Annotated in this window: 31 protein-coding genes and 1 pseudogene; 13 read left to right on the top strand and 19 right to left on the bottom strand. The window is 65.9% G+C overall.

Going from position 1 to position 26,390, the window contains the following annotated elements:
* From AZG88_RS21295 to AZG88_RS21310, 4 genes are all read right to left on the bottom strand, one after another.
* The coding region (locus AZG88_RS21295) for a response regulator transcription factor (RefSeq protein WP_156517566.1) at positions 1-350 on the bottom strand (350 nt) is incomplete at its 3' end.
* 58 nt (positions 351-408) lie between these two features.
* Complete coding sequence (locus tag AZG88_RS21300; RefSeq protein WP_061040786.1) at positions 409-1,809, bottom strand: MFS transporter; 1,401 nt, start codon at positions 1,807-1,809, stop codon at positions 409-411.
* 271 nt (positions 1,810-2,080) lie between these two features.
* Entirely contained in the window at positions 2,081-2,647 is a 567-nt protein-coding gene (locus AZG88_RS21305) for a MaoC family dehydratase (protein ID WP_197436031.1), read from the bottom strand.
* Positions 2,648-2,715: 68 nt separating this feature from the next.
* A complete protein-coding gene (locus AZG88_RS21310) occupies positions 2,716-3,909 on the bottom strand; it encodes a CaiB/BaiF CoA transferase family protein (RefSeq protein WP_082764361.1) in 1,194 nt (397 codons plus the stop codon).
* A gap of 117 nt (positions 3,910-4,026) precedes the next feature.
* On the opposite strand from AZG88_RS21310, the gene AZG88_RS21315 reads away from it, so the two are divergent.
* Positions 4,027-4,926, top strand: coding sequence for a LysR family transcriptional regulator (locus tag AZG88_RS21315; RefSeq protein ID WP_061040784.1), 900 nt, complete (start codon positions 4,027-4,029; stop codon positions 4,924-4,926).
* A 98-nt stretch (positions 4,927-5,024) separates the two neighbouring features.
* Here the strand turns inward: AZG88_RS21315 and AZG88_RS55625 are convergent, their stop codons facing one another.
* From AZG88_RS55625 to AZG88_RS21340, 6 genes are all read right to left on the bottom strand, one after another.
* Positions 5,025-5,150: a WhiB family transcriptional regulator gene (locus AZG88_RS55625; RefSeq protein WP_080578319.1), complete on the bottom strand. Its 126-nt coding sequence runs from the start codon at positions 5,148-5,150 to the stop codon at positions 5,025-5,027.
* A gap of 42 nt (positions 5,151-5,192) precedes the next feature.
* Positions 5,193-5,795: an RraA family protein gene (locus AZG88_RS21320; RefSeq protein ID WP_061040783.1), complete on the bottom strand. Its 603-nt coding sequence runs from the start codon at positions 5,793-5,795 to the stop codon at positions 5,193-5,195.
* Positions 5,792-6,445 carry an RraA family protein gene (locus AZG88_RS21325; protein WP_005249963.1) on the bottom strand — a complete coding sequence of 218 codons (654 nt, stop codon included), beginning with the start codon at positions 6,443-6,445 and terminating at the stop codon, positions 5,792-5,794. The genes AZG88_RS21320 and AZG88_RS21325 overlap by 4 nt, the downstream gene beginning before the upstream one ends.
* Positions 6,446-6,650: 205 nt before the next feature.
* Entirely contained in the window at positions 6,651-8,159 is a 1,509-nt protein-coding gene (locus AZG88_RS21330) for an aldehyde dehydrogenase (RefSeq protein WP_442971731.1), read from the bottom strand.
* The gene (locus AZG88_RS21335) at positions 8,159-8,773 is read right to left on the bottom strand and encodes a thiamine pyrophosphate-dependent enzyme (RefSeq protein WP_082764360.1); all 615 of its coding nucleotides are present in this window, start codon (positions 8,771-8,773) and stop codon (positions 8,159-8,161) included. Before AZG88_RS21335 ends, AZG88_RS21330 begins: the two co-directional genes overlap by 1 nt.
* Complete coding sequence (locus tag AZG88_RS21340) at positions 8,770-9,303, bottom strand: thiamine pyrophosphate-binding protein (RefSeq protein WP_005249959.1); 534 nt, start codon at positions 9,301-9,303, stop codon at positions 8,770-8,772. Before AZG88_RS21340 ends, AZG88_RS21335 begins: the two co-directional genes overlap by 4 nt.
* A gap of 299 nt (positions 9,304-9,602) precedes the next feature.
* On the opposite strand from AZG88_RS21340, the gene AZG88_RS21345 reads away from it, so the two are divergent.
* Positions 9,603-9,851 carry a hypothetical protein gene (locus AZG88_RS21345; protein ID WP_005567996.1) on the top strand — a complete coding sequence of 83 codons (249 nt, stop codon included), beginning with the start codon at positions 9,603-9,605 and terminating at the stop codon, positions 9,849-9,851.
* Between the two features lie 271 nt (positions 9,852-10,122).
* Complete coding sequence (locus AZG88_RS21350) at positions 10,123-10,545, top strand: hypothetical protein (RefSeq protein WP_231914117.1); 423 nt, start codon at positions 10,123-10,125, stop codon at positions 10,543-10,545.
* A gap of 40 nt (positions 10,546-10,585) precedes the next feature.
* Here the strand turns inward: AZG88_RS21350 and AZG88_RS50205 are convergent, their stop codons facing one another.
* The gene (locus AZG88_RS50205) at positions 10,586-10,891 is read right to left on the bottom strand and encodes a WhiB family transcriptional regulator (protein WP_061040781.1); all 306 of its coding nucleotides are present in this window, start codon (positions 10,889-10,891) and stop codon (positions 10,586-10,588) included.
* Between the two features lie 220 nt (positions 10,892-11,111).
* On the opposite strand from AZG88_RS50205, the gene AZG88_RS21355 reads away from it, so the two are divergent.
* Complete coding sequence (locus AZG88_RS21355) at positions 11,112-12,578, top strand: CYTH and CHAD domain-containing protein (RefSeq protein ID WP_061040780.1); 1,467 nt, start codon at positions 11,112-11,114, stop codon at positions 12,576-12,578.
* A 9-nt stretch (positions 12,579-12,587) separates the two neighbouring features.
* On the opposite strand, the gene AZG88_RS21360 is transcribed toward AZG88_RS21355, so the two are convergent.
* Complete coding sequence (locus AZG88_RS21360; protein WP_061040779.1) at positions 12,588-13,055, bottom strand: SixA phosphatase family protein; 468 nt, start codon at positions 13,053-13,055, stop codon at positions 12,588-12,590.
* A gap of 122 nt (positions 13,056-13,177) precedes the next feature.
* Entirely contained in the window at positions 13,178-14,455 is a 1,278-nt protein-coding gene (locus AZG88_RS21365) for an APC family permease (RefSeq protein WP_197436030.1), read from the bottom strand.
* A 323-nt stretch (positions 14,456-14,778) separates the two neighbouring features.
* Here AZG88_RS21365 and AZG88_RS21370 point away from each other — a divergent pair, with 323 nt between their 5' ends.
* From AZG88_RS21370 to AZG88_RS21390, 5 genes are all read left to right on the top strand, one after another.
* On the top strand, positions 14,779-15,105 hold the full coding sequence (locus tag AZG88_RS21370) for a hypothetical protein (protein ID WP_005249899.1): 327 nt from the start codon (positions 14,779-14,781) through the stop codon (positions 15,103-15,105).
* 78 nt (positions 15,106-15,183) lie between these two features.
* Positions 15,184-15,576 carry an ArsR/SmtB family transcription factor gene (locus AZG88_RS21375; RefSeq protein ID WP_005249898.1) on the top strand — a complete coding sequence of 131 codons (393 nt, stop codon included), beginning with the start codon at positions 15,184-15,186 and terminating at the stop codon, positions 15,574-15,576.
* Positions 15,573-16,670, top strand: a complete 1,098-nt coding sequence (arsB, locus tag AZG88_RS21380; protein ID WP_061040777.1) for an ACR3 family arsenite efflux transporter — start codon at positions 15,573-15,575, stop codon at positions 16,668-16,670. Before AZG88_RS21375 ends, arsB begins: the two co-directional genes overlap by 4 nt.
* Positions 16,667-17,074: an arsenate reductase ArsC gene (locus AZG88_RS21385; protein WP_061040776.1), complete on the top strand. Its 408-nt coding sequence runs from the start codon at positions 16,667-16,669 to the stop codon at positions 17,072-17,074. The genes arsB and AZG88_RS21385 overlap by 4 nt, the downstream gene beginning before the upstream one ends.
* A gap of 49 nt (positions 17,075-17,123) precedes the next feature.
* Positions 17,124-17,531 carry a hypothetical protein gene (locus AZG88_RS21390; RefSeq protein ID WP_061040775.1) on the top strand — a complete coding sequence of 136 codons (408 nt, stop codon included), beginning with the start codon at positions 17,124-17,126 and terminating at the stop codon, positions 17,529-17,531.
* Positions 17,532-17,545: 14 nt separating this feature from the next.
* Here AZG88_RS21390 and AZG88_RS21395 read toward each other — a convergent pair whose 3' ends face one another.
* Positions 17,546-18,016, bottom strand: a complete 471-nt coding sequence (locus AZG88_RS21395) for a nuclear transport factor 2 family protein (RefSeq protein WP_231914118.1) — start codon at positions 18,014-18,016, stop codon at positions 17,546-17,548.
* 131 nt (positions 18,017-18,147) lie between these two features.
* A complete protein-coding gene (locus tag AZG88_RS21400; protein ID WP_269455054.1) occupies positions 18,148-18,726 on the bottom strand; it encodes a beta-propeller fold lactonase family protein in 579 nt (192 codons plus the stop codon).
* A gap of 229 nt (positions 18,727-18,955) precedes the next feature.
* Between AZG88_RS21400 and AZG88_RS55630 the strand changes: the two are divergent.
* The 4 genes and pseudogenes from AZG88_RS55630 to AZG88_RS21425 all read left to right on the top strand — a co-directional run.
* A pseudogene (locus AZG88_RS55630) lies at positions 18,956-19,408 on the top strand (hypothetical protein); the annotation flags it as partial.
* A gap of 371 nt (positions 19,409-19,779) precedes the next feature.
* Positions 19,780-20,634: a hypothetical protein gene (locus AZG88_RS21410; RefSeq protein ID WP_156681850.1), complete on the top strand. Its 855-nt coding sequence runs from the start codon at positions 19,780-19,782 to the stop codon at positions 20,632-20,634.
* Positions 20,635-20,842: 208 nt separating this feature from the next.
* Complete coding sequence (locus AZG88_RS21415; RefSeq protein ID WP_061040771.1) at positions 20,843-21,568, top strand: hypothetical protein; 726 nt, start codon at positions 20,843-20,845, stop codon at positions 21,566-21,568.
* Positions 21,569-21,909: 341 nt separating this feature from the next.
* Positions 21,910-22,920, top strand: a complete 1,011-nt coding sequence (locus tag AZG88_RS21425; protein WP_061698887.1) for a hypothetical protein — start codon at positions 21,910-21,912, stop codon at positions 22,918-22,920.
* Positions 22,921-23,359: 439 nt separating this feature from the next.
* On the opposite strand, the gene AZG88_RS21430 is transcribed toward AZG88_RS21425, so the two are convergent.
* The 4 genes from AZG88_RS21430 to AZG88_RS21445 form a co-directional block, all read right to left on the bottom strand.
* Positions 23,360-24,082 (bottom strand): FadR/GntR family transcriptional regulator, encoded by a 723-nt coding sequence (locus AZG88_RS21430; RefSeq protein WP_061040769.1) that lies wholly within the window; start codon positions 24,080-24,082, stop codon positions 23,360-23,362.
* Between the two features lie 293 nt (positions 24,083-24,375).
* Complete coding sequence (locus tag AZG88_RS21435; RefSeq protein ID WP_061698888.1) at positions 24,376-25,806, bottom strand: Asp-tRNA(Asn)/Glu-tRNA(Gln) amidotransferase GatCAB subunit A; 1,431 nt, start codon at positions 25,804-25,806, stop codon at positions 24,376-24,378.
* Positions 25,793-25,972, bottom strand: coding sequence for a hypothetical protein (locus AZG88_RS21440; RefSeq protein WP_061040767.1), 180 nt, complete (start codon positions 25,970-25,972; stop codon positions 25,793-25,795). The genes AZG88_RS21435 and AZG88_RS21440 overlap by 14 nt, the downstream gene beginning before the upstream one ends.
* 29 nt (positions 25,973-26,001) lie before the next feature.
* The coding region (locus AZG88_RS21445; protein ID WP_156517568.1) for an MBL fold metallo-hydrolase at positions 26,002-26,390 on the bottom strand (389 nt) is incomplete at its 5' end.

Below are 26,390 nucleotides of genomic sequence, written 5' to 3' on the forward strand. Positions count from 1 at the left end.
ATACTTCGCCGGCGCACCACTTCGATGCGAGCGAAGAGCTCCGACATCCGCGCCGGCTTGACCAGGTAGTCGTCGGCGCCTCCGCGCAGGCCGCGCACCACCGAACGTTCGTCGTCGCGGGCGGTCAGGATGATGACGGGGACGGCGCTGACCTGGCGCAGCTGACGCAGCACCTCGAGCCCGTCGCGGTCCGGTAACCCGAGATCGAGCAGGACGAAGTCCACCTCGCCGTGGTGCAGCAGCAGTTCGGACCCGAACTTCATCCGCACAGGCTGGTGCGCCTGCCGGGTCAGCCCCGCAACGAGTGCGTTGCCGACGCCGTCGTCGTCCTCGACCACCGCAATCCGCATAACCGGCATTGTCCCCCGGCCACGATGAGCCGGGGGAACAATGCCGGACGACGAGGGATCAGACACGCTCGAGTTCGCGGTTGTCGCGGTCTTCCTCGCGTCCGTCGCGGGACTGATTCTCCGTCGCAGGATCGAGGGTGGTGCCGCCCTTGCCCTTGGACATGAACAGTGCGGCGACCAGGGTCAGTGCCGAGCAACCGACGACGTAGTAGAAGAACGCCGACTCATGTCCGGCCTGCTTGAGAGCGAGCGCGAGAGGCTCGGCCGTGCCACTGAACAGGGCGGCGGTGATCGCGTGCGGCAACCCGACACCGAGCGCGCGGACCTTCGTCGGGAACAGCTCCGCCTTGACGATCGCGCTCAGCGCGCTGTAGGCGGTCACGATGACCAGTCCGGTCATCATCAGGCCGAACGCGACGAACGCATTGGTGGTGTTGCCGAGAACGGTCAGGATCGGCACGGTCAGCACGGTCGAGCCGACACCGAAGAACAGCATGACCTTGCGGCGACCGATGCGGTCGGAGATCAGTCCGGCCACGGGCTGCAGAAGCATGTAGATGAACAGTGCGGCGAAGTTGATCCATGCCACCGTTTCCGGGGCGATCCCCGAGGTGTTGATCATGTACTTCTGCAGGTACGTGGTGTACGTGTAGAACGCGACGGTGCCGCCGATGGCGAGGCCGAACACCATCGCGAGTTGCTTCGGGTACTGCAGCAGCAGGCGGAGGGTGCCGCGCTTGGCCGACGGCTTCGTACCGGATGCCTTCTCGGCAGCGATCTGGGCCGCTTCCTCCTTGTACTGGTCCGATTCGTCCATCCCACGACGGAAGAGCATCACGGTGACGGCGGCGATAGCGCCGATCACGAACGGAATACGCCAACCCCAGGCCTCCATCTGGTCGATGGTGAGGAGCTGCAGCAGGATGATCTGGACGCCGAGCGCAGCGAGCTGACCCAGAATGATCGACACGTACTGGAAGCTGGAGTAGAAGCCGCGTCGACCGGGCGTCGCGACCTCGGACAGATACGTGGCGCTGGAAGCGAATTCGCCTCCCACGGAGAGCCCCTGGATCAGTCGCGCCATCACCAGCAGCGCCGGCGCGAGCATGCCGATCGCCTCGAAACTCGGTGTCGCAGCGATGATCAGCGATCCCGCGGCCATCATCAGCACCGACAACGTCAGCGCATTCTTACGCCCGTACCGGTCCGCGTATCGGCCCAGGATGTACCCACCGATCGGGCGCATCAGGAATCCGACCGCGAAAACCAGTGCCGTGGAGAGAAGCTGGGCGGTCGTGCTGCTCTGCGGGAAGAAGGACGCCGCGAAGAACACACTGAACGCTGCATAGACGAACCAGTCGTACCACTCCACGAGGTTGCCGATGCAGCCGCGAACCACGTTCGCAACAACCCGCCTCTCGCCGGTCGACGACGCTGGGTTCGAAGTCGTGTGTCGCATGATGTTCCTTCCTCGACTGCTGTGATGATGCATAGTCACTGACACCAATGTGGTCGCCGCCACAGCGAGAGGGAAGGGATGGGCCGCTTTCCTTACATTCGCTTTAGACGGCACTGCTGCGGGTCGCTCGGAGCGCGGCCGAGGACGAATCTCATCGACATCAGCTGTGCGACCGTGCCCCGCACGTTGTCGCCGACGTCAGCGCGGACGGCTACCGAGACCGGAGGCCGTATTTCATGGCCAGCGGGGGCGCGGGCGGCACTTCGATCGACTACTCGATGCCGGCTGCGCGGCGTGACCGGTCGTCCCACTTGGGGTCGACGCCTGCCGTGTGCGGTCCGTGTCCCTTGCGATACACCATGAGGGTCCGTTCGAAGGTGATGACGATGGTGCCTTCCTGGTTGTACCCGATGGTGCGCACGGTGACGATGCCGATGTCCCTGCGGGACACAGACTCTCGTTTGGTGAGGACCTCCGATTGGGAGTAGATGGTGTCGCCCTCGAATACCGGATTCGGCAGGCGCACCCGGTCCCAACCGAGGTTGGCGTGCACGTGCTGGGAGATGTCACTGACGCTCTGCCCGGTGACGAGGGCAAGGGTGAAGGTGGAGTCCACGAGCGGCTTACCCCACGTCGTCTGACTCGAGTAGTGCGCATCGAAGTGGATCGGCGCCGTGTTCTGGGTGAGGAGCGTCATCCACGAGTTGTCGACCGGCAGCACCGTGCGGCCGAGTGGGTGCCGGTACACGTCTCCGATCTCGAAGTCTTCGAAGTAGCGGCCGGGCCAGCCGGTGACCGGTGGCGCCGACTGCTCGACCTGGATTTCACTGCTGCTCAAGGTAGTTCTCCTTCGGTAGTTCGTCGCCGACGGCGCGACACGGCCGACGGCGGAGGGAAGAGTGTGTGTCAGGACCCGACCGCTGCGTACTCGTCGAGCCACGTCAGGATGCTGTCGGTGTGTTCCCCCAGGCCGGGTACGGGGCGCATCTCGTGTTCGGTGCCCATCACCGTCACCGGGGGAAGTAGTCCTTCGAGCCGTCCGACGGGGGAATCGAATTGCGCCCACCGGGAGCGTGCCGCGAGCTGCGGGTGCTCGGCGAACTCGTCCATCGTGCGCTGCCGGGCATACGCGATCTTCGCCGCTTCCAACCGGTCGACGAGGTCCGCGCCGGTGAGGCCTGCGGCGACCTCGGCGATGACGCCATCGAGGTCGGCGCGGTGCGCGACCCGGTCGGCGTTGGTGACGAACCGCGGATCGTCGATCAGCTCCGGCGCCTGCAGCACGACACGGCAGAACACCTCCCATTCGCGTTCGTTCTGCAAACCCAGGTTGACGACCTCGCCGTCCGCCGCAGTGAACGGTCCGTACGGTGCGATGGTCGCGTGGCTCGCTCCCGCCCGCTCCGGCGCCGATCCGCCGTACCGGGCGTAGTAGTCGGCATACCCCATCCACTCGCCGAGCGCCTCGAGCATGGAGATCTCGAGGTTGGCGCCGTGTCCGGTCCGCCCACGATCGAGCAAGGCGGTGAGGATCCCCGAGTAGGCATACATGCCGGCGCAGATGTCCGCGATGGACAGACCGACCTTCGAGGGCTCGTCCTCGGTTCCGGTGATCGACACCAGTCCGGCTTCGCACTGAATCAGCAGGTCGTAGGCCTTGCGTGCCTCGTAGGGGCCGCCGCGGCCATATCCGGAGATATCGCACGTGATCAGGCGCGGGTGGGTTTGCCGCAAGCGCTCGGCCCCGATGCCGAGGCGCCCCGCCGCGCCGGGTGCCAGGTTCTGGACGAGGACATCGGCGCGGTCCACGAGCTGGTGCAGGATCCGGTTGCCGTCCTCGGAGCGAACGTCGAGCTCGATGCTCTCCTTCCCACGGTTCGTCCACACGAAATGGCTCGCCATCCCCTGAACCGTCCGGTCGTATCCGCGTGCGAGATCGCCGACGCCGGGACGTTCGATCTTGATCACCCGCGCACCGAGGTCGGCGAGTTGCCGGGTCGCGAACGGTGCCGCGATCGCCTGTTCGAGCGAGACCACCACGACACCCTCCAATGGCCGATGCACAGGGTGGGAAGCAAAATCCGAACGCTCGGTACTCACGTCATTCTCCTTGCCGGGTCAGTCGCGTCAGTGCCCTTTCACTGTCGCGCCCCTGCGGCGGTTTGTGAAATGCCGATATCCGCTGGTCCTCATACGCTTCGCGTATAAGCTCAGGCAGTGAACTTGCAGGAGTTGCGATGGTTCGTCGCCCTCACCGAATCGGAGAACATCACCGCTGTCGCCGCGGAGATGCATGTCACGCAACCGACGTTGTCGCGGGCCATAGCCCGGCTGGAGAGGGGGTTCGGGGTGCGCTTGTTCGACCGGCGGCACAATCGGCTCCATCTCAACCGGTACGGCGAGATTCTCCGCGCACATGCGTTGCGCGCATTGAGCGAGGTGGATTCCGCACACAACCGGATCAGCACCCTTGCGGATCCGAACGAGGGCACCGTCTCCCTCTGCTTCCTGCACAGCCTCGGCGAGTGGCTCGTGCCGGAACTGATCAGCAGGTATCGCGCCGAACATCCCAAGGTGAGATTCGAACTACGCGGCGCTGCGGCCGATTCGGTTGTCGATGACGTGAGGGCGGGCCGGTCCGATCTCGGCTTCGTGGCACCCGAGCCCCCCGTCGACGACCTGGTGTGGACACCGGTGGCCACCGAACCGGTTCGCTTGCTCGTCCCGGTCCGTCACCGGCTGGCCCGCCGCAAGACGGTGAGTTTCGCCGAAGTCGCCGAAGACGATTTCGTGGCGCTCACGCCGGAGTACGGGCTGCGCCAACTCACCGACCGTCTCGCCCGAGCTGCCGGCTTCGCCCCGCGAATCGCGTTCTCGGTCACCGAGGTCGGCACGATGCGCGCCATGATCGCGGCCGGAGTGGGCGTAGGAGTTGTTCCTGCTCCATCTGCGGCTGCCGACCCTCCCGAGGGGACCGTGCTGGTGGAACTCCGCGATCGCGATGCTTGGCGAACGATCGGCATGATCCGGGCCGATCGACCCCTCACCTCCTCGGTCGCCGAAGGCTTTCACCACTTCATTCTCGACACCTTGGATACAAGCGGCCTAGTTCCATAGGACACCGAGGGGGTGTTCACCCATTAGGCCCCGTTGTGTTCACCTATTGCGCCAGTGGTCGAACCTGGGCGCTGCGTTCTCGCGTAGTGCAGGCCGCCTCATTCCAAGGACCACTGTGCCTCGCGGCGGAGTCTCAGTCGCCGATGTAGCCACACTCCATAGCGCTTTCCCACTCCGAAGGCGTGGGCTCGGCAATCGCTTTGTACTGGGCACCCATCGCAGATCTGTTACGCAGACTTTCCCGGCGAATTGTCTCCGAGTGCCGGCTAGGGGATGGCGGCGAAGTTGTACAGCTCGAGCGTGGTCTTGCCGACGCACAACTCGTCGAAGATGCGCTTTTCGTCGGCCACTCGCGCGTCCGAGCGTTCGAGAACGTCGGTGACGTGTTCGTGTGGTATCGCCACGACACCGTCCGCATCTCCGACGACGAGATCCCCAGTTGCGATTCGAATTCCACCGACAGTGATCGGCACGCCGAGGCCACCCTGGTAGCCCTTGCGGGTGCCGACGACGGAGATGCCGCGCGAGAAGACGGCGAAGTCGATGCCGTCGAGTTCGACGGTGTCACGGACGCCACCATCGATGATCAACCCCAGCAGCCCACGCTGCTGCGCTGCGACGGCGAGCACCTCACCCCAGTGCCCGTGAAGGGCGCCGCCGAGATCGGCGACCAGAACGTGCCCCGCCGGGGCGGCGGCGACCGCGTTGTGCAGCGCCAGGTTGTCACCGCCCGCACCCTGCACCGTGTACGCCGGACCCGCGACCCGCGCGCCGGTCCACGCGGGCCGGATCGCCGGGTCGAGTGCGATGTTCATCTTGGATGCTTCGTAGATGGTGGCGGTGGCGTGACCGCGGGCCAGGTCGCTCATGCCTGCTTCCTCTGCAGTGTGTGGTACGAAAAGCGCTGTCGCGCTTCGCGGAGGGTACTTCCGTCGCGGGCCGCGGCGACGATGTCGGCCTCGACCTGCTCGATCCGTTCGGCGACGTCGAGCACCTCGTCGACGATGCTCGCGGCGACTGCGACAACGCCGTCGGAGTCGGCGGTGATGTAATCACCCGGGCGGATGGTGACTCCGTCGATCACCACCTCGCCCTGCACCTCGGCAAGCCGGACGCGGTCCTTGCCGGTCCGCATGAACCGTGCCGTACTCCAGATCGGATAGTTCTGTTCGAGGGAAGTGGCGGTGTCCCGGCAGGTCCCGTTGATCACGGTTCCACCGATTCCGCGGGCGGCCGCGATCTGCGTCATGATGCCTCCCCACACCGTGCAGTCGGTGCGGCCCTGGTTGTCGATGACGATCACGGATCCCGGTTCGACGTCGTCGAGGAAGTCGCCCACCGTTCCGGGCTCGTCGGTTACCGGTTCGTAGCGAACTGTGAACGCACGCCCCGACACCCGGATGCCGGAGGCGAGCGGGCCGATGCCGTGGAGGGAACCAGGGTGCCCCAGGGCGTCGAGGGCATCGGAGACCGACGCCGTCGGCACAGTTTCGAGTCTCGTCACAGTGTCGTTCGTCATTTCTTTCCTTCACTTCCGGCCAGACGCGCGTTTCGCATGGCATCGGGTAGGGCCATACGCCACCGCCTCGTACTCGACCTCCGGAAACGTGCACGCTGTTCGCGTCGGAGCCGGATGTGACCCGGCAACGAGGCGCCGGCAGTTTCGTTTCGGCCATTGCCTGGAACGGGGGTGCGGTAGGTGGCGACGCGCGTGTGCGTCGCGGTCAGCGCAGGACGAACGGGTTTCCGGTCGGTGCCCCGGTGTTGATCCACACGCTCTTGGTTTCGAGGTACTCGTCGATTGCCTCGGCACCGTTTTCCCGGCCGATACCGGAGTCCTTCACCCCGCCGAACGGCAGCATGAAGCTGACCGCGCGGTAGGTGTTGACCCAGACCGTCCCGGACTCGATCGCCTCCGCCATGCGGAACGCGCGGGACAGATCGGTGGTCCAGACCCCGGCACCGAGACCGTACTTCGAGTCGTTGGCGATGGTGATCGCCTCGTCTTCGGTGTCGAACGGGATCACCGCCAGCACCGGGCCGAAGACTTCCTCCTGCGCCAACCGGGATTGATTGCTCACCCCGGTGAACACTGTCGGCTGTACGAACCACCCATCGGTTCCGGTATCCGTGGCCACGCCGCCACCGAGCGCGAGTTGTGCGCCCTCGGCGGTGGCGATGTCGATGTACTCGAGGACCTTCTTGTGCTGGTCCCGAGTCGTGATCGGCCCCACCTGGGTGTCGGGGGACATCGGATCGCCGATCCGCGCGGTCGAGGCCAGCGCGACCAGCTTGGCGACGACCTCGTCGTGCACGGAACGCTGCACCAGGAGCCGGCTGCCGGCGATGCAGGTCTGACCGGTCGCGGCGAAAATTCCGGACACCGCGCCGTTGACCGCGGCGTCGAGATCGGCGTCGGCAAAGACGATGTTCGGTGACTTGCCGCCGAGTTCGAGCGAAACCCGCTTGAGGCCGCGCGCCGCCGCGGCGCCGATGTGCCGCCCGGTCGCGTCCGAGCCGGTGAAGCCGACCTTGCGCACCAGAGGGTGGTCGACGAGCGGGCCGCCCACGTCCGGCCCGAATCCGGTGACCACGTTGACCACTCCGGCAGGCAGGCCCGCCTGCTCGAGGATACGAACGAATTCGAGGGTGGAGGCGGAGGTGTATTCGGAGGGCTTGACGACGACCGAGCAACCAGCGGCCAACGCGGGTGCCAGCTTCCAGGTGAGCAGGAGCAGCGGCGAGTTCCACGGGGTGATGATTCCGACGACCCCGATCGGCTCGCGCCGGGTGTAGGTGAAGTATCCCGGCTTGTCGACGGGAACGACGCGGCCTTCGATCTTGTCGGCGAGACCACCGTAGTACCGGTACCACTGCGCGAGATACCGGCACTGGCCGAACATTTCGCTGTAGAGCTTGCCGTTGTCGCGGACCTCGATGCGGGCGAGGAGTTCGGCGTTGTCCTCGAGCGCGTCGGCGACGCGCTGCAGGAGGAGACCGCGGGCGCTGGGACTCATGGTCGCCCACGGCCCGGTGGTCATGGCACGGTGCGCGGCCTGGGCGGCGTCCTCGACATCCGATGCTTGTCCGCGCGCGATCTGCGCCCACGGCAAGCCGGTGAAGGGGTCGTCTGCCTCGAAGTAGGAATCGTCGGCGGACGGGCGCTGCTGACCGTCGATGTGGAGAAGGTATTTCTGCATCACAGTGTTCTCTCTCGCTTCGGTGTCGGCCATCAGAACGTGTCGAGGCCGAGTGCGGCGCGGAACTTGTTCTTCACCGCCGTGCCGTCCCGGGGCGGAAGGGCGCGTGGTGGTTCGGTCTGCTCGATGAACACCTGGACGAAGGTCGCACCTTCCCGGGCGGTGACGATCTGTGCGACATGGTCGACGTCGGCGATGTCGCGGACCCGTTCGGTGCGGGCAATGCCGAACGACGACGCGATGCCGGCCAAATCGGCTCCGAGACTGGAATGGCTGCGTTGCATGCCGGTTTCGCCGAAGTGCCCGTTGTCGAGGACGACGATGGTGAGGTTCTTCGGGGCCTTGACCGCGACCGATCCGAGCGCACCGATTCCCATGAGCTGTTCCCCGTCACCGGTGATGACGACCACGGACTCGTCCGGACGAGCGAGCGCAAGGCCCAGGCCGGTGGGTACGGCGGCGCCCATGGCGCCCCACAAATAGAAGTTGCGGTCGCGCTCCCCGGCGGCGAACACGTCATAGGACGGGGAGCCGAGACCGGTGACGACCAGTGCCTCCGGCGCTCGGTCGAGCAGTGTCGCGACGAACTCGCGCCGGTTCAGGCGTTCGCCGGCGAGGGTTCCGATGGTCGAGTTGTGTGCGTTCACTTGCGCTCCCACTTCTTGCGTCCGATGAGCCGCTGGCCCAGGAGCACGGCGACGCGCTCACCAGCGAGAAATGCCTGATCGAAGGCGGCGGAGACGACCTCGCCGACCTGATCGGGGTCGTCGACCCGGAAAACTGTGATGCCCATGATTTCGAGGGCCTGCTGCGTGGTCGAACCCATGGGGATCTGCCACGGGTTGAACTCGGCGTACTCACCACGCATGGTCACGAGAGTGAGGAACGGAAACTTGCACATCTCCAGCAGGGAGAACATGTTGACACAGTTACCGACTCCGCTGCTCTGCATGAGCAGGACCGCGCGCTGCCCGCCGAGCCACGCGCCGCTGACAACGCCGACGCCCTCTTCCTCGGTGGTCAGCACGACGTCTTCGATGCCGGGGTCGGCGATCGCGGCTTGGATCGCGTACGAGTGGCCGGCGTCCGGTACGTACGCGATCTGCTTGACATCTCCTTCACGCAGAACGTCGAAGACGGACTTCTGCCAGCCGGGTGCGCTGACTGTGGAATTCATGGGTGCTCCGATTCATGACGATGGACGCTCCCAAAGATCATGAAACAACATGTTGGCGGGGCGGTAATAGAATTCTGTGATACTGGTATCAACGGTTTTGTTTGCGGCGGGAAGGACCCACCGAACAGGCCTCGGTCATCGACGTTCGCGGCGACGGCACCACTCCAGCCCAGACGCGTTCCCGGCGTTGGCACAGGGGTGGGCAACACGCACCCTAGGGTGGCTGTCGAACCGCTTCACCGGAAGGCAGTGTTGTTGTGGCCAAGGAATACTCGACCACACACCACCTAGGACTCCGCATGTTTCGCCACACCGCCATTCGCGCCGGCCTGATGTTCGCCGCGGTTGCTTTCTCTGTCACCGGCGCCGCCGGAATCGCGCACGCCATGCCCGCCTCGTCGGGGACCGATGTCGCAGTGGTCTCGCAGTCGGACCGCGATGCCCGCGACCGCGATCGGCGCGACCGTTTCGACGACGACGAGAAGGCCATGCTCTGCGAGGGTCAGGCCGTCGTCGACCGCCCCAGCTGCTCGTCTTTGCCGTACTGATTTCGCATCGATCGGACGGCCCTCCGCCGGCGCCGCTGCCGCGTTCAGTGCGGCAGCGGCGGGCGAACCGATGCCGCAGGCGCGTATCGTCTGCTGCAAGGTAACCCCGCGCCCGATGGCTTCGCCCATCGGTCCGCCTACTGCGCGGGGTCTGACGATGCTCGACGATCGACCACGACGCACGCCTGAACATGCCTCACCCCAGACGCTCACGGTCTTCGTCGACGACGAGCCTGTTTCCGCAGACTCTGTCTGGCACCGGGCTGACACCGTGACCACCGCCCTCTCGTGGCTCGACGAGCAGGAGCTTCCCGCCGAGCTCCGATCACTGGCCGAGGAGGTCGAGATTCGGCCGAACGGTGTCGGCCGAGGAGTCTTCTACGTCGACAGGTACCCGGGCTTCTCCCCTCAGCCCGTGTCCGTAAGCGGAGTGATCGCGACGATCGAGGTCGTCGCGAACCTCGAACTGCACACCGACCACGGCTGGAAACTGTTGCCCGACAACGTACAGATGTGGGACGTACCCGACACAGGCACCTGGCGCATGCCGAATCGGCAGTATTCGGTGCCCGGCACGTCCGGTGACCTTCGGTTCGTCGAACAACACGAGTTCGTCGAGCGGTACGGCGTCACCACACCGACCTTCCGTCGCGATTCCCGATACTTCCGGGTGGCTCTCTACCTGGCCGAGTGAGAGCTATTCTCCCGGTTCGTCGGGTTGGCTCGATCAATCCTCACCCGACAGGTGGAGGGTTCGTGAAGCGCTCGGACCAGCGGACCCCGGGATGCGCAGCGAGCAGTGCACGGCGCTGACGTTCCGTCATCCCACCCCAGACGCCGAATTCGATTCGATTGTCGAGTGCGTACGCGCCGCATTCCATCAGCACCGGACAGTGCCGGCACAGGGCGGCGGCCTTGCGTTGCGCGGCGCCTGTGACGAAAAGCCGATCCGGGTCTCCTTCTCGACACCGAGCCCTCGTTATCCAGTCGAGTCCCGGTGCGGGGTGCGCGAGGTCGTGATGCCTGTTCGGTTTGCACATGCGGAGTCATCCCCCTCTGGAAGACCGAGCACAGTCAGGGCACTGGGAATGCGGGCGACCCGATGGACCGCGTGAAAGAACTAGTTGCGGACAGATTTTCGCAACGCTCGGCTCCGGCGACGAGGTGCGATCGACAATTGCACCGCTGACAGATTAACTGCACTCCGTGCCGATCGCGCGCCGGAGACCGGGACGGCCGTTGTGGGTGCAGACTGGGTCCATGGTGTCGACGCAGCGCGAGCGGGAAGACAAGTACGAGGTGGGGCTCGAATTCGTCCTGCCGGATCTCGAGGACGTGATACCTACCGGGGGACGGATCGAGCAGGGCACGGTAAATCTGAACAGCGTCTATTACGACACGGATGACCGCGATCTGCTCCGTCAGAAGATCACGTTCCGCCGCCGGAGCGGGGATGCCGATGTGGGATGGCAATTGAAGGTCCCCGCCGACAAAGCCCGCACCGAGATTCGGATGCCTCCGGGGGAGAGTGACGCGGTTCCCGACGAGTTGGCGACCACGATTGCGGGTGTCGCACTGGGCAAACCCGTGCACCCGGTGGCGACGCTGAAAACCGTGCGACGCACGCAGCGACTCCTCGACCGAGACGACCGTCTGCTGGCGGAAGTGGCCGACGACCGCGTGCGCGGTGCCGTCGCCGGCGATCGCGCAGTCCTGAGCGAGTGGCGGGAGGTGGAGGTCGAACTCGGCGACGCCGGGAACGAGAAACTGCTCGGGAAGATCGGTAAACGCCTCACCCGCCGCGGAGCGCAGCCCTCGCGGTATCCGTCGAAGCTCAGCCGGGTGCTCAGCGCCGCGCACCTCGCGGTCGACGGCGGCGACACGGCCCGAACGACGGTGGAAGCGGTGCTCGTCGACTACCTGGATGCCCAGGTCCAGGCGATCGTGGCCGGCGACGTGTGGTTGCGTCGTGGACTGGACCCGGTCCATCCCACCCGCGTGGGAATCCGGCGTTTCCGCAGCACGCTGCGGGTATTCGGGCGCCTCTTCGATCAGACCGCGCGGGCAGAACTCGACGCGGAACTGTCGTGGTACGCCGGGTTGCTCGGGGAGGTGCGGGATCGGCAGGTGCAACGCGCACGCTTCGCGGACGCCCTCGCGGCCCTGCCTTCCGAACTGGTGATGGGCCAGGTCGCCGCGCGCATCGAGAACGATCTGCTCGCCGAGCAACTCCGTCGGAGAAAAGAGGTGATGGATGCGCTCGACGGTGACCGCTACCGTGCACTGTTGGCCACGCTGGCGCGGTGGCGCACCACGCCACCGCTGACTGCCGAGGCCGGCGACGATCCCCGCGTGATCGACAAGTTGGTGCGGAAAGCCGAACGCAAAGCGCTCACACGCGTCGCCACCGCGGCTGCCGGCGACGACGATGCCGCCCTGCACCGCGCGCGGAAGGCCGCCAAACGGGCCCGCTACGCCGCCGAACTGGCCGCACCGATTCTGGGGAGAAAGTCGGCAAAGAAGAAGGCGGCACGGTTCAAGAAGATGCAGACGGTCCTCGGCGAGCACCAGGACAGCGTCGTCGCGGCGGAGACGCTCCGGACGCTCGGTGCCCGCGCCGGCACGACACCGGGCGAGAACGGTTTCACATTCGGCCTGTTGTACGGCCTGGAACTGCAGAATGCGCGGCAGGCCCGGGAGGACGCCGCCCGGCTCGCGCCGGCCTAGAAGTCGAGGTCAGCCGGCCGGAATCGGCGCGAGGTACCGCAGCGCCGGGGGCGGATCTGCACCGCAGTCGACGAACCACACGCCCCCTTTCGCGGTCGCCCCCGAGGGCGGGAGGCCCGGTATTCCGCGCGCCTGCGCGAACTCCGCCAGCGCGTTGAGGATCTCCCCGTGGGTGCAGAAAACCGCCCGGTCGGCGTCGGGTCTGTGTAGAGCGGCGAACAGTTCGTCGGGGGGTGCGTCCGGTGCCAGCAGCGGTTCGTCGTGGATGGGCAGACCGCGCGCCTGCGCGAGCGGCAGCAGGGTCTGGCGACAACGGGTGGTGGGACTGGAGAGCAGTGTCTCGATCTCGATGCCGCTCAGCGCCGCGACGAGGCCGTGAGCCTGCTCGTGCCCGAGCGGGCTCAGCGGACGCTCGACGTCGGGGCCGTGCCATTGTTTCTTCTCGCCCGCATGGGAATGTCGGACCAGGACGAACATTCTCACCTTCTCCCAGCGCTGGGATAGTCGTTGAAGACTCCCACGCGAGACGACTGCCCGAGGCGAATTGCCGTCGGAAGATTGTCGAAATGCTGTGCGGGGTGCCAGTCCATTCGCGACAGTCAGGTCCGGCGGGCCGAACGGATCCCGTAGATCACGGCCCCGACTCCGAGGACGATCACACCCGAGATCACCGAGGCCAGGGGGAGGAACGCGGCGAGAACGACACATCCGACGGCGCCGACGACGGCCACCAGCCGCGACCACGGTTTCGCGGACAGGGTCCAGGCCGATGCGTTGGCGATCAGGTAGTAGACCAGCACCGCGAACGAGGAGAACCCGATGACACCGCGCAGATCCGCTGTCGCGGCGAGAAGCGCCACCACCACGCCGACGGCCAACTCGGCCCGATAGGGCACCGCGAACCGGAGGTGGACGGCGTCGAGCAGACGTGGCAGGTTGCCGTCCCGTGCCATTGCGAACGTGGTCCGTGACACCCCCAGGATCAGGGCGAGCAGCGAGCCGAGCGCGGCGATCACCGCAGCCACCCGGACCACCGGTTCGAGGCCCCCGAACCCCACAGCGGCAACGGCCTGCGCGAGTGGATCCGTCGCGGCAGCGAGTGCGTCGGCGCCGAGCGCGTTCAAGACGGCGATCGCGACGCACAGGTACACGACGAGAGTGATCGCCAGAGCGATGGGGATCGCCCGGGCGATGGTCCGGGCCGGGTCCTTCACCTCCTCGCCGAGCGTGGCGATCCGGGCGTACCCGGCGAACGCGAAGAACAGGAGGCCGGCGGCCTGCAGGACTCCGGCCACGCCGTGACCCGCGGTGATCGCGAGCCCGTCGAAGCCGGTGTCGGAACCGGCCAGGCACACGACGACGACCACAGCGAGGACGGCGAGCACCACGAACACGATGACCCGGGTGACCAGCGCGGACTTCTGCACACCCAGGTAGTTCACCGCCGTGATGGCGGCGACGGCGACGACCGCGACGAGATGCGCGCGGGCGGGCCAGGCGTAGGCGCCGACGGTCAGGGCCATCGCGGCACACGACGCGGTCTTGCCGGCCACGAATCCCCAGCCCGCCAGATATCCGAAGAACGGTCCCAGGCGTTCGCGGCCGTAGACATAGGTTCCACCGGATTGCGGATACAGCGCCGCGAGCCGGGCCGAGGAGTGGGCATTGCAGTACGCGATCACCGCGGCCACGGCCAACCCGACGAGCAGGGCGCCTCCGGCGGCGGACGCGGCAGGCCCCAGCGCGGCGAAGATCCCCGCGCCGATCATCGACCCGAGGCCGATCATCACCGAGTCGAACACCCCCAACCGGCGGCGCAACTGTGGCGTCGCGGTCGGGTGCGCGTCGTTGCCTTCCGAAATCTCGTCACCGGTCATGCGTGGCAGTGTCCCCTCGGACGTACGGATATCGGGCACTCCAACGCTAGCGGTCGTCCGGAACTCACACGTGAACCCCTCGGGGTCAAGTGGTTTCGGTGTGGCGGCACGCACGGGGTCACAACCAGGGCCTTTTCGGCCGCGGCGAGGGGGCGCGGACGTCGCAGTGGAAACACCGATAAGCCGCTCGAAGGGGTGATTTCCGCCAACGGCTCGGACCATAATTGTTTCATCGGGAAAACGGATACACCGAAATCATGCGTAACCCGAGAATCATCGACCGGTGAGAAGCCGGGCGACAATCGAATCAAAGGTGACATCAGATGAACACGTTCGCATTGCGCACGGCGATTACATCGGCCGCGATCGCCGCCTTTTTTGCGCTCGGTTCGGGCGTCGTGGCGGCGGCACCGGCATTTCATGGGGACCCGAGCACCCCCGGCACGCAGCTTCACGTCCACAACGACCACCCCATGGACAACAACAGTTATCAGTGTGGGGCGATCGGCGTCGGCGGCGCGGGAGTCGGATCGAATCCCCCTGGAGGCAGCGGGCAACTCAACGGCGTCTTCTTCGGCAGCGGCCCCGTCCAGGGTGGTTGCATCGGGAATGACGGGTCGGTGCATTTCCCGTCCGGACGTGCCGAGTAATACGCGGCGCTCGGCCTGATCCGCGCCCTGGCCGTCCTACGCGTTGCACCCTGATTCGACATCTGTCAATATCGACGTATGTCGAATCAGGAATCGTCGGACGGTGGCGCGTGTTGCTCGCCGCTCGCGCGTGAACCACTGACCGAGGACTGGGCCGGGGATCTGGCCCGGATGTTCAAGGCCCTCGGCGATCCGGTGCGCCTGCGCCTGCTGAGCCTGATCGCCAGCCACGCCGGTGGTGAGGCCTGCGTGTGCGACATCTCCGAGTCGTTCGACCTGTCGCAGCCGACGATCTCGCATCATCTGAAGGTGCTCCGCGCCGCCGGACTGCTGGACTGTGAGCGTCGTGGCACCTGGGTGTACTACTGGGTGATCCCGTCGGCACTGCAGCAGCTGTCTGCTGTGCTCCTGACCGAGAGTGGACCGGTCGTCCCGTCCGAGACCTGCACCTCCACGGAGGTTCCGGCATGAGCGAGGTCTCGACCACCGAACACCCGGCCGTCGTCGGCAAACTCTCCACCCTCGACCGGTTCCTGCCGGTGTGGATCGGCGTCGCCATGGTCGCCGGACTGCTCCTCGGCCGGATGGTTCCCGGTCTGGGTGATGCCCTGTCCGCGGTGGAGATCGACGGCATCTCGTTGCCGATCGCCCTCGGCCTGCTGATCATGATGTACCCGGTGCTCGCCAAGGTCCGCTACGACCGACTCGACACCGTCACCGGCGACCGCAAACTGCTCATCGGATCATTAGTGCTGAACTGGGTGCTCGGTCCGGCGCTGATGTTCGCCCTGGCCTGGCTGCTGCTGCCGGATCTGCCGGAGTACCGCACCGGGCTGATCATCGTCGGCCTGGCCCGTTGCATCGCCATGGTCATCATCTGGAACGACCTCGCCTGCGGTGACCGCGAGGCCGCCGCCGTGCTGGTCGCGATCAACTCGGTGTTCCAGGTCATCATGTTCGCCGTGCTCGGCTGGTTCTACCTGTCCGTGCTGCCCGGCTGGCTCGGCCTCGAGCAGACCACCATCGACACCTCGCCGTGGCAGATCGCGAAGTCGGTGCTCATCTTCCTGGGCATCCCCCTGCTCGCCGGCTACCTCACCCGCCGCTTCGGCGAAAAGGCCAAGGGTCGTACCTGGTACGAAACCACGTTCATCCCGAAGATCGGGCCCTGGGCGCTGTACGGCCTGCTGTTCACGATCGTGATCCTCTTCGCGCTGCAGGGTGACCAGATCACCTCCCAGCCGTGGGACGTCGTCCGGATCGCGATCCCGCTTCTCGCCTATTTCGCAATCATGTGGGGCGGCGGCTACGCCCTCGGCGCGACCATGGGCCTCGGGTATGAGCGCACCACCACCCTGGCGTTCACCGCCGCGGGCAACAACTTCGAACTCGCCATCGCCGTGGCCATCGCCACCTACGGCGCCACTTCCGGGCAAGCCCTGGCCGGTGTCGTCGGACCGCTGATCGAGGTCCCCGTCCTCGTCGGACTCGTCTACGTGTCGCTCGCGCTCCGTTCCCGCTTCCGCGCGCAGTCCCCGTCCGCCACGAAAGGTTCACTCCCATGACGACGCCCAGTGTGTTGTTCGTCTGCGTCCACAACGCCGGCCGCTCCCAGATGGCCGCCGGATTCCTCACCCACCTCGCCGGAGATCGGATCGAGGTCCGCTCAGCCGGGTCCGCCCCGGCAGCAACCATCAACTCCGCCGCAGTCGAGGCCATGGCCGAGATCGGGATCGACATCTCCGACCAAACCCCGAAGATCCTCACCCCCGACACCGTCGAAACCTCCGACGTGGTCATCACCATGGGCTGCGGCGACGCCTGCCCCTACTTCCCCGGGGTCAGCTACCGGGATTGGGCACTCGACGATCCGGCAGGCAAGGGCATCGACGCGGTTCGTCCGATCCGCGACGAGATCCAGACGCGAGTCGAAGCCCTGATCGCCGAACTCGTCCCCGCCACCGCCTGAGACGCGAACCGGCGCCGAGTCGCCGGTCGAGTGACTAGGGTCGATCCGTATGACCGCACTCAACGCTGTCGGACGTGTCGGCGCCACCGTCCTTGCGACCCTCGCGATCTCCGGTTTCCTCGCATCGGGAACCGCGGCCGCCGCACCGAGCACGGTTCCGTTCCAGGTCGACCCCGTCATCCCGCTCGTCGACCTCCCCACGCCCCGGCTTGCCGCGACCGTCGGCCATCAACCGGGCGTCGCCGTGTTGCACGTGCGCCGCACGCCGGGGGACGGAAACCCGCACTCCGCGGTCGTCCACTGGGTGAGTCTGGGCACGGGTGCGTCCGGATCCGCAGCGTTCCCGACGCTGGACGCTCAACCCGTCACCATTCGTCCGGGCTCGGGTCAGGTCCTCGCATTCGTCGACCCGCAGGCGATCGGAACACCGGGCTTCGGAACGTTCTTCGTTCCCTGACACCCGGGTGACGGTCAGATCGCGGTCTCCTGCGCCGACAGTGCCATCCACGTGCCGTTCTGCTTGACGAACACATCGGTGAAGCGTTCCCGGGCCAGCACATTGCCCGCCTCGGTGAGGGTGTTGACGCCGTGGATCACGGCGGTGTCACCGACGATGTCGACGGTCTGCTCGGTGGCATTCATCGTGAAGGCCACGGGAACGATGCTCGCGATCTCCTCGTCACGACCGAGGAGTTTGCCCTCACTCGTGATGTGCTTGAAATCGGGACTCAGAATCGATTCGATCGTGTCGCGGTCACCGGCGGTGATGGCCGTCAGCCACCTCGCTTCCTGAGCGAGAACCGCGTCCTGCTCCTCGGTGGCGCTGCTCGATCCGGTCGCCGAGATCGAGATTGACGCCGTCTCAGTCGTGTCGCCACCGCATCCGGCCAGTCCACCGGACACCAGCACCGCGACGACGACGCCGATCGCTTTTCGCGTCACACCGACGTTCATACCGTCTCCAGGTGGGCCGCGGGTTTCGGTCTCTCACCACAGTGACACACGCCGACCCGCCCGCGGCTGAAAACGATTCGGTTCCGCTCCCCTCGGCCGCGGTGGGGGAGCTGACACCGCTACCGCTCGATCACCGACACCGTATCGTCGGCGAGGTTGACGACGTAGGCGGTGTGGCTGGTCGGGTCGACGGCCACACCCTGCGGACCGCTCCCGACCGGGACGGTGTCGGTGACGGTGCGGGTCTCGGTGTCGATCACCGACACCGAATTGTCATCCATATCCGTGACATAGGCGGTATGCGTCGACGGGTCGACAGTTGCCCCGTAGGGTTGCGTCCCGACCCGGAGGGTGTCGGTGACGGTGAGGGTTTCGAGGTCGAGCACCGACACCGTACCGTCGTCTGCGTTCGGCACGAAGGCCGTCCGGGTCGAGGGATCCACCGCCACGTCGTGCGGGTTCCGGCCGGCAGCGACAGTATTTGTGACGGTGAGGGTTTCGGCGTCGATCACCGACACGACCCCGCCCGGCCCCGTTGTCGCGACGTACAGTGCATGGGTCGACGGATCGACGCCCATTCCCCCGGGTCGGTTCCCGACCGCGACGGTGGCCGACACGGTGCGGGTCTCGGTGTCGATGACGGATACCGAACCGTCCTCGACGTTGGCGACGTAGAGGGTGTGGGTCGACGGATCCACCTCGACGCCCTGGGGCACGGCACCGACGGGGATGGTGGCCGTGAAAGCCCGGGATTCGACGTTTATCCGCTCAGAATGATCGTGTCTTACTGTCTCAGCGGCCCGTATCGTCCGCCGGATGGAAATCTTCGTCACTGACGCTGCTGCGTTGTCGGTGCCGCTCGCAGCGGGGGACACCATCCTCGAAAATCGGACCGGCGACTTCACCGAGAGGTTCGTTCCGGACGGGATGCCGTTTGTCCTCACACGATCTGGAGATGGGCTGGTGACGGCGCGTCGACGGGCCCAGTTTCCGCCGGTCGCCACCAACGGTGTGGAAGACGAAGCAGTCGGGTTCGCGGAACAGATCCCTGCGCTGGTGTTCACACTGCGGTTTCCGGGAGACCCCGACTACATCGTCGACGTCAGTGCTGCAGGCAGCCCACGAGTAATCGGTCAACTCGCAGCAGCATTCCGAGAGATGGCGGAGGTCGGCGGCAGCATCGGGTCCCGCAATACTGCGTACACGTACGTCCAGAGTTTCCGGATGTTGGCGGTGTACTTGACCGGTGCGGTGCTCGACTCCGGGCGGATGGACTTGCGCGAGCTGACACCGACCCTGCTCGATGAGTTCGAATCCCATCTCTACTCGCAATCGACCCTGGCTCCTCGATCGGCATCCGGACGGTTCTCGGTGCTGGTGGCGATGTTGCGTCATCTGCGCGAGACCATGCCGTCGGCACTTCACCCAGGCATGCCGGCACGGCTGCGGTTCATCGGACGCCGGCCCTGCCCGCCTCCCGATTCGAAGCTCGACGCCTACTCTCCGGACACCGCCGCAGCCCTGCGGGCAGCTTGCCGCGAACACCTGCGGCACGCCGTGCAGCGACTCACTGTCGAGGGCGAAGAGGTGCTCGCCCGCGGTGAGGATCCCCGAACCGGGGGCTGGACGGTGGAAGAGACCCGCTGTGGGAGATCAACCGTTGTGGCGTCCTGCGCCAACCGGATGTCATGGAGGGCTTGGGTACTAAGCATCGCCCCAAGACAGGATTCGGGCTTCGCCGACTACACCAGATGCTGTACCCGAACGAAACCGATCTCGCCGCGATTGCGCTACTGCTCATCCTCGATACCGGACTCGAGCCGGAAGCAGTACGCGGTCTTCATACCGACTGCCTGCGCAACCCATCTGCTGGACATGTCGAGATCGACTACCTCAAGCGCCGCCGACACGGCCAGGAACATTCCCAACTCCGAGTACGCGATGGCAACGCCACCACACCGGGCGGGCTGATCCGCCTCGCCTTGCGACTGACGAGACGGGCCCGTCAGCACATCGCCGACAGCAAAGTCCTGTGGGTGAGCGTGCAGCTTCCCGTAAACAATCTGGGCGTCAGCTCCCTCGGCGTCTATCCGTCCTCTGGCGCTGCCAATCTGGTGAAGCAGTATGGGGTAGCCGATCGCGACGGCGCACCACTGGTGGTGAACCTGCAACGGTTGCGCAAAACCTACAAAGCCGAGTTCTATCGCGCCACCGGCGGGCAGCTGCCGCTGCTGGCCCAGGGGCACTCCCGCGAAGTCGCGGCCGACCGCTACGCCGATATACCTGCCCTCCGCGAGGTACACGAGAAGGCGATCACCGACGGCCTGTCCGAGGCGCTGGCCGAGGTCGTTCAGCTACGCGTACTCACCACCGAACACGAGCGTCAGCTGGAAGCCGCGCCCGAGCGTGCTCCGCAGCTGGCCGGGATCCGTGCCGAGCAAGTGCCGACGCTGCTCTCCGGAGAGATGGGCCTGTGGTTGTCGGCGTGCCGGGACTTCACCGATTCGCCATTCGGGACGAAAGGGCAACCCTGCCCGGTGCCGTTCTGGACTGTCTCGGCTGCTCCAATGCGATCGTCACCAGCCGCAAGCTCCCCGCCGTTCTGAGCTTTCTCGATCACCTAACGGCCCAACGGGAGGAGATGTCGGCCCACAATTGGGCAGCGATGCACGGGGAGACCTGGAATCGGATCCTGACTCAGATCCTGCCGGCCTTCCCCCCGTACGTTGTCGCCACCGCCAAGGCAATCGCCGAAGCGGACAGACCTCTACGAAATCTCCCTCCGCAAATCGGCGGCATCGGATCCCGCGCCTGATGGGCGGCGACGCCGCGGGCAGCGGCGCTCCCTCACTACAGTCGTCACACGTAGATCCCGATGCCCTAGTTCTGGCGGGGCGGCGACTGCGGCCCGACGCCGACGATTTGCCCTCCCCCCGGTTCGCCGACGACGTGTGGGATCTGCGGGCCGGCCACCACCTACCCAACGTCGAGGCCAATCGGCTCCGGATCCGGTTTTACGTGGTCGATGATCCGATCTGGCGTTTGACCGCGAAGGAGTACCTCTACGCCCGACTGACCGATGCCACTCTGGCCGAGGGCAGACTCCCGGCCATCACCACGTTGATGATCGAATTCAATGTTCTCCGTGCCTTATTCGCGTATCTCACGGAGTTTTATCCAGGTCTGCGCCTAGCTGACATCGAAGACGACCAGATTCTGGAGAACTTCCTCACCATTCGGGCAGTGGGCGTCGGTGCACGGTGGAAACCGCAGCGTCGCTCCGGCGATGCGTGGAGTCTCATGCTGCTCCACCGGGCGTCGGATCGCCTCACTGCCGACAGACTGGTTCACCTTCCGTTCCGCGGCCGGACCGCCCGGGAGATCGCCGGCAGCCGTTTCTATGGCGAGAACCGCACACCGCGTATACCGCCGGAAGTGCTGGCACCGTATCTGCGTGGCGCATTGTTTTACGTTCAAGTCGCCGCGAACGACATTCTCGCCGCCGAGAAGGAGCGGCAACAGCTCGCCGAATCCGCATAGAAGATGCCGGTGGAGGAGGCGATCCGGCGCCTGGACGCCTTCTGCAAGCAGCGGGCCGCCGCCGGACGCGGACTACCGGAACGCCCCGAATGGGCCCGACCATGCCAGCACGCTCCCGGTGGCACGCCTGAGGTAAACGAAAGCCTGCTCGTCGCTCTACTGGGTATTTCACGAACTTCGGTCAACGCGTATGGTTTCCGTGACCGACTCGAACGCGCCGTGTCGGAGATCGGCGTCGAACCTGATGGAATGGCACCCGGATCAGCGCCGACCCGGATACCGGTCGGCCATGGCGTGATCGGTTCGATCCTCGATCGCTCGCCTCCGAGCGTCGCCGGCTGATGACCGCCTGCTACATCGTCATCGCCTTTCTGTCCGGCGCTCGGGACTCCGAGGTCCAATCCCTGCGCCGAGGATGCCACCACCGCGGCCTCAGCGACGACGGCATCGTCGTCCGGCACACCCTTCGCGGCACCGTCCACAAAGGGCATCCCGACGGCGGCACCGACGCCACCTGGATCGTCATCGAACCCGTCGCCGACGCCATCTGCGTTCTCGAGCAACTCGTCCCGGACGACATGCTGTTCACCCGGGTCGCGAACCGCAGACGCCAGGACTTGATCGCGCATGACATCAATCTGTTCCTCAACCAATTCCGCGACCATCTCGCCCTGATTCGGCCGCACGATCGGTTTCCCGACATCGACGGTCGGCCTTGGCGGTTCACCAGTCGCCAGTTCCGTCGCACTGTAGCGTGGCACATCGCCCGGCAGCCGTTCGGTGTTGTCGCGGGCAAGATCCAGTACAAACATGTTCGGGTCGCCATCTTCGAGGGCTACGCGGGAACCTCGGCATCCGGCTTTCGCTCCGAGGTGGAGGACGAACGCGCGTTTGCCCAGCTCGATTCCTTTCTCGATCAGTACGAAGACTTCATCGCCGGTGTCCGCACCCCACCGCGGCTGGCCGAGCAGTTCGGCCAGATCCGCCCCGAACTCGGCGACTTCCCTGGCCGGGTGGTCGACCGCGCCCGTGTGCGAGCGATGCTCGCCAACACCGCCCGCACCTACTTCCCGGGCGTGTTCAACGACTGCTATTTCGACCCCGCCGCAGCACTCTGTCTCCCGCGACCCTCGGCAGCCACGGAGCCGGTGACCAACCACTGCAGACCTGAGCTGTGCCGCAATTCCTGCGTCACCACCGCCCATGCCCCCGCCATCCGCACCGTCATCGCCGACGCCACCGAACTGATGGCAGTTCAACGACTCTCCGCACCCCAGCGGGACGCCCTGAAGAAGGGAATCTCCACGATGACCAGCCTCCTCGCACCGATCGACGGGGAGAGCCCAGCGTGACGGGCGTCAGCGCGGCGACCGAGCAGGCGTTGGAGAGACCGCTCTCGATCGGCTGCTGTCGGGGCAACCGCTACGGACCGACGGAGCCTTGACCGTCGCGGGCCTCGCCCGCGAGGCGGGTGTTTCCCGGGCCACGGCCCACCGCGCCGGCCGTACCATCGAACGCTTGCGCGCCGCAACTACGACAAGCGAGACCCACAGCGGCACGAACCCCGAGGCTCTGCGACAACGGATCCGCACACTGGAAAACGAACTCGCGGCCCGAACGCGCCGCGAAAGCAGAGAAGTCGGCGCACTTCGCCAACGGGCACCATTCTCGCCCAATACGTCCAAGCTCTCACCTTGGACAACGAAGCCCTACGTAAGACACTGGCCGACCACGACCTCCTGCATCAACTCCCCCACGCGGCCCTCGCGGATTGACCTCCACGGGTCTCGCTCAGGACGCCGCTTTCGGGGGTTGAGGGATGTTGTGCTTGTGAATAAGGCGCATCGCCCCGGTGCGATCACGCGTATCGAGGGCGTCGACGAGATCGACGTCGAGTTGGTGGAGCTCAGCGAGGTACTCCGCCAGTGGTTTCCGGCCGACCGGCTGATCGGAAGCGGTAGGCGACTCGACCACCTCCAGCAGACTGAGGTAGATCGACTTCAGGATCGCGTTGGGGCTCACCCGGGCGATCGCGGCGTGCAGTTCCCCGTGCGCTCGGACGAAGGCGGTTGCGTCGCCGTCGTTGGCGGACTGCCGCATGGCGCCGAGGGCAGTGCGCATGCGGGCGATGTCGACGGCGGAACTGTGATCGAGTGCGTACTCGATCAAAAGCGGGTCGAGAGCGTCCCTTACGCGGACGACGTCGGCGAAATTTCCTTCCGCCGCACCGCGGGAGAGGATGGAGTCGCCAAGACGAGCAATGGGGGTCCGTGCGGCTGCGAACAGTCCCCCGCCGGGACCTGACCGGACGGTGATGACCCCACGGGACTGCAGGATGCGGAGGGCCTCGTTGAAAGTACTCTTGGCCACGCCACACTGCTCCTGAAGTTCCTTCTTCGTACCCAGCCGCGCCCCCTGAGGTGCCCATTCCGCGAGTTGACCGATCGCCAGCGCAGCCTGCTCGGGACGGCTCAGCGCCGCATCCTTCAGCATTCGCTGCGCAAGATCGGTCATCGTGCCTCCGCTTATCGTGTGGTCCCATCTTGCCGCACTAATCATGCTCGACAGCGATCGATACGACTCGGATCGTGACGTTGAGGTCGGGTTACAGGATCGTGCACATATTGACGATGCTCAATACGGCCGACAACATGCAGGAGGCAACCCGCGATGTCGTGACGTCGATGCTCGTTGGGACCGATGCCACCCAGCCGGGCGATAAACTCCCGGCCGTGTCGTAGGTGTCAGGAACCTCGACAAATGGGCGGTCACGGTCGAATCGCGTAAGCGAGTGCCACCGCCACCCACTATGGATGGATGGCTCGTTCGGCTTCCACTTCGGACAGTCCGACCCACCCCGGCACTCTTACCGGCCCTCGCGCGAATTCGTACGACGCGCCCACCTGGAGCAAGGTGGCCTCGGCCAGCGGCCGGCCGATGAGTTGCATTCCGATCGGCAACCCGTCGGACGACATGCGGACCGGCACGGACAACGCCGGCAGGCCGGTGAGGTTCGCCGGGGACGAGAGACGGACGTAGGTGTCACTGATACCTTCACTGGTCCCGTCGGGCCAGTCGATGGTCTCCTGACCCGCCCGCGCGGCTACCGATGTCACGGTCGGTGCGGCGAGCACGTCGATGTCATCGAACAGATCCGCCCAAGCCTGACGGATCAACGCGCGGGATCGTTGCGCCCGGAGGTAGTCGGTCGCGAGGAGGTGTTGCCCGGCTTCGAGGAGGATACGGACGTCGTCCGAATACAGTTCAGGGTGGCGGTTCAGTGAATCCTGATGGTAGGTCGTGGCTTCCGGAACCATCAGACCCCATTGTGTGGCTTGCACTAGGTGGGTGAGCGGCAGTTCCACCTCGACGAGGGTGGCACCGAGCCCGGCGAGTGTGTCGATCGCTTCCAGGACGTGCGCTTGCACCTCGGGTTCGACGTTGTCGAAGTAGTAGTTCGTCGGAACGCCTACTCGGACGTCCGTCAGGTCTCTCCCTGAATCGGGAACGTAGCTGCCCTCGGTGTGCCGCAAGCTGGCGGGGTCTTTGTCGTCGTATCCGACGAGTGCGTCGAGTGCGACCGCCGCATCACGCACGGTGCCGGCGATCGGACCGACGTGATCCAACGACCACGACAGTGGGGTGACGCCTGCGCGGGAGACCAGGCCGAATGTGGGCTTGAGCCCGACGACCCCGCAGAGCGCGGACGGAATCCGGATCGAACCTCCGGTGTCACTGCCGAGCGCGATACCCACGATCCCCGCGCTGACCGCAATCGCAGATCCGCCGCTCGAGCCACCGGGCACGCGGTCGACAGCCCACGGATTCCTGCTCTGCGGTGTGATCGTTCCGAAAGCGAACTCGTGCGTGTGGGTTTTGCCCAGCGAGATCGCGCCCGCCGACTGCAACTTCCGCACTGCGGTCGCGTCACGGTCGGGAACGTGAGTTGCCCGCACCGCAGAACTGGACGTGGTGAGCACCCCGGCAGTGTCGAAGAGATCTTTGATCGCGATCGGAATGCCGTGCAGCGGCCCGCGATATCGGCCCGCAGCGATCTCCGATTCGGCGATGGCCGCTTCTCGCCGCGCCGCGTCGGCCGTCACCGTGACGAAGGCAGACAGGTGCGGATCGACGCGATCGAGGTGATCGAGCGCGGAGTCGATCAGTTCGACCGGTGACAACTCTCGGCGGGAGATGGCGTCGGCTGCGGCGGTGAGGTCCAGCTCATGCGGTTGCATCGGGTGTTCCGTTCTGCGGGTGGGTGAGCGCGACGAAGGAGAACGCCGGTGGAGTCTCCGCGTATTCGACGTCGTCGAGAGCTCTCAGGACACCGCGGATGCCCATGACGGTGGCCGCCACGGCTGCGGCGTGCTCATGATTTCGGTGTTCGGAGTGTGTGGTCACGGCGAAGTCCTTGGTTGTGGGTGAAATGTCTACGGGATCGCGGTGGCCGAATCGAGCACGAAACCTGTTGCGGTGCTGCGCACGCGTCCGCCGGTGGGGTAAGTGAAATGGCTTCCGAGCAGCAGGGTTTCGGTGTCGGCGATGCTCGACAGGATCGTCTCTCGTGTGCGTTCCGACAACGCTGGATCGACGTCCACTCCGCAGCACAGGCGTGGGTGGGCGAGCTGGATGGGGTGGTGGAGGAAGTCCCCGGTGACCAGTGCGGTCTCGCCGGCGGAGCTGATCCGGACCGACACGTGCCCCGGAGTGTGGCCCGGAGTGGGGAGCAGTTCGACTCCGTCGGCGATCTCGACGGGTGTCTCGGCGTCGACGAGTTCCATTTGACCGGCCTGGCGAATCGGGGTGATCGAATCGGCGA

The organism is Rhodococcus sp. LB1 (assembly GCF_001583455.1).
GTDB lineage: Bacteria > Actinomycetota > Actinomycetes > Mycobacteriales > Mycobacteriaceae > Rhodococcus_F > Rhodococcus_F opacus.

Excerpts from the sequence above, each read along its gene's own strand:
- AZG88_RS21300 (WP_061040786.1), bottom strand. The coding sequence starts at position 1,809 with ATGCGACACACGACTTCGAACCCAGCGTCGTCGACCGGCGAGAGGCGG.
- AZG88_RS21320 (WP_061040783.1), bottom strand. The coding sequence starts at position 5,795 with ATGAGCGACCTGGCCCGCGGTCACGCCACCGCCACCATCTACGAAGCA.
- AZG88_RS21325 (WP_005249963.1), bottom strand. The coding sequence starts at position 6,445 with ATGACGAACGACACTGTGACGAGACTCGAAACTGTGCCGACGGCGTCG.
- AZG88_RS21330 (WP_442971731.1), bottom strand. The coding sequence starts at position 8,159 with ATGGCCGACACCGAAGCGAGAGAGAACACTGTGATGCAGAAATACCTT.
- AZG88_RS21340 (WP_005249959.1), bottom strand. The coding sequence starts at position 9,303 with ATGAATTCCACAGTCAGCGCACCCGGCTGGCAGAAGTCCGTCTTCGAC.
- AZG88_RS21345 (WP_005567996.1), top strand. The coding sequence starts at position 9,603 with ATGTTTCGCCACACCGCCATTCGCGCCGGCCTGATGTTCGCCGCGGTT.
- AZG88_RS50205 (WP_061040781.1), bottom strand. The coding sequence starts at position 10,891 with ATGTGCAAACCGAACAGGCATCACGACCTCGCGCACCCCGCACCGGGA.
- AZG88_RS21355 (WP_061040780.1), top strand. The coding sequence starts at position 11,112 with ATGGTGTCGACGCAGCGCGAGCGGGAAGACAAGTACGAGGTGGGGCTC.
- AZG88_RS21360 (WP_061040779.1), bottom strand. The coding sequence starts at position 13,055 with ATGTTCGTCCTGGTCCGACATTCCCATGCGGGCGAGAAGAAACAATGG.
- AZG88_RS21365 (WP_197436030.1), bottom strand. The coding sequence starts at position 14,455 with ATGACCGGTGACGAGATTTCGGAAGGCAACGACGCGCACCCGACCGCG.
- AZG88_RS21370 (WP_005249899.1), top strand. The coding sequence starts at position 14,779 with ATGAACACGTTCGCATTGCGCACGGCGATTACATCGGCCGCGATCGCC.
- AZG88_RS21375 (WP_005249898.1), top strand. The coding sequence starts at position 15,184 with ATGTCGAATCAGGAATCGTCGGACGGTGGCGCGTGTTGCTCGCCGCTC.
- arsB (WP_061040777.1), top strand. The coding sequence starts at position 15,573 with ATGAGCGAGGTCTCGACCACCGAACACCCGGCCGTCGTCGGCAAACTC.
- AZG88_RS21385 (WP_061040776.1), top strand. The coding sequence starts at position 16,667 with ATGACGACGCCCAGTGTGTTGTTCGTCTGCGTCCACAACGCCGGCCGC.
- AZG88_RS21390 (WP_061040775.1), top strand. The coding sequence starts at position 17,124 with ATGACCGCACTCAACGCTGTCGGACGTGTCGGCGCCACCGTCCTTGCG.
- AZG88_RS21410 (WP_156681850.1), top strand. The coding sequence starts at position 19,780 with ATGCTGTACCCGAACGAAACCGATCTCGCCGCGATTGCGCTACTGCTC.
- AZG88_RS21415 (WP_061040771.1), top strand. The coding sequence starts at position 20,843 with ATGGGCGGCGACGCCGCGGGCAGCGGCGCTCCCTCACTACAGTCGTCA.
- AZG88_RS21425 (WP_061698887.1), top strand. The coding sequence starts at position 21,910 with ATGACCGCCTGCTACATCGTCATCGCCTTTCTGTCCGGCGCTCGGGAC.
- AZG88_RS21430 (WP_061040769.1), bottom strand. The coding sequence starts at position 24,082 with ATGACCGATCTTGCGCAGCGAATGCTGAAGGATGCGGCGCTGAGCCGT.
- AZG88_RS21435 (WP_061698888.1), bottom strand. The coding sequence starts at position 25,806 with ATGCAACCGCATGAGCTGGACCTCACCGCCGCAGCCGACGCCATCTCC.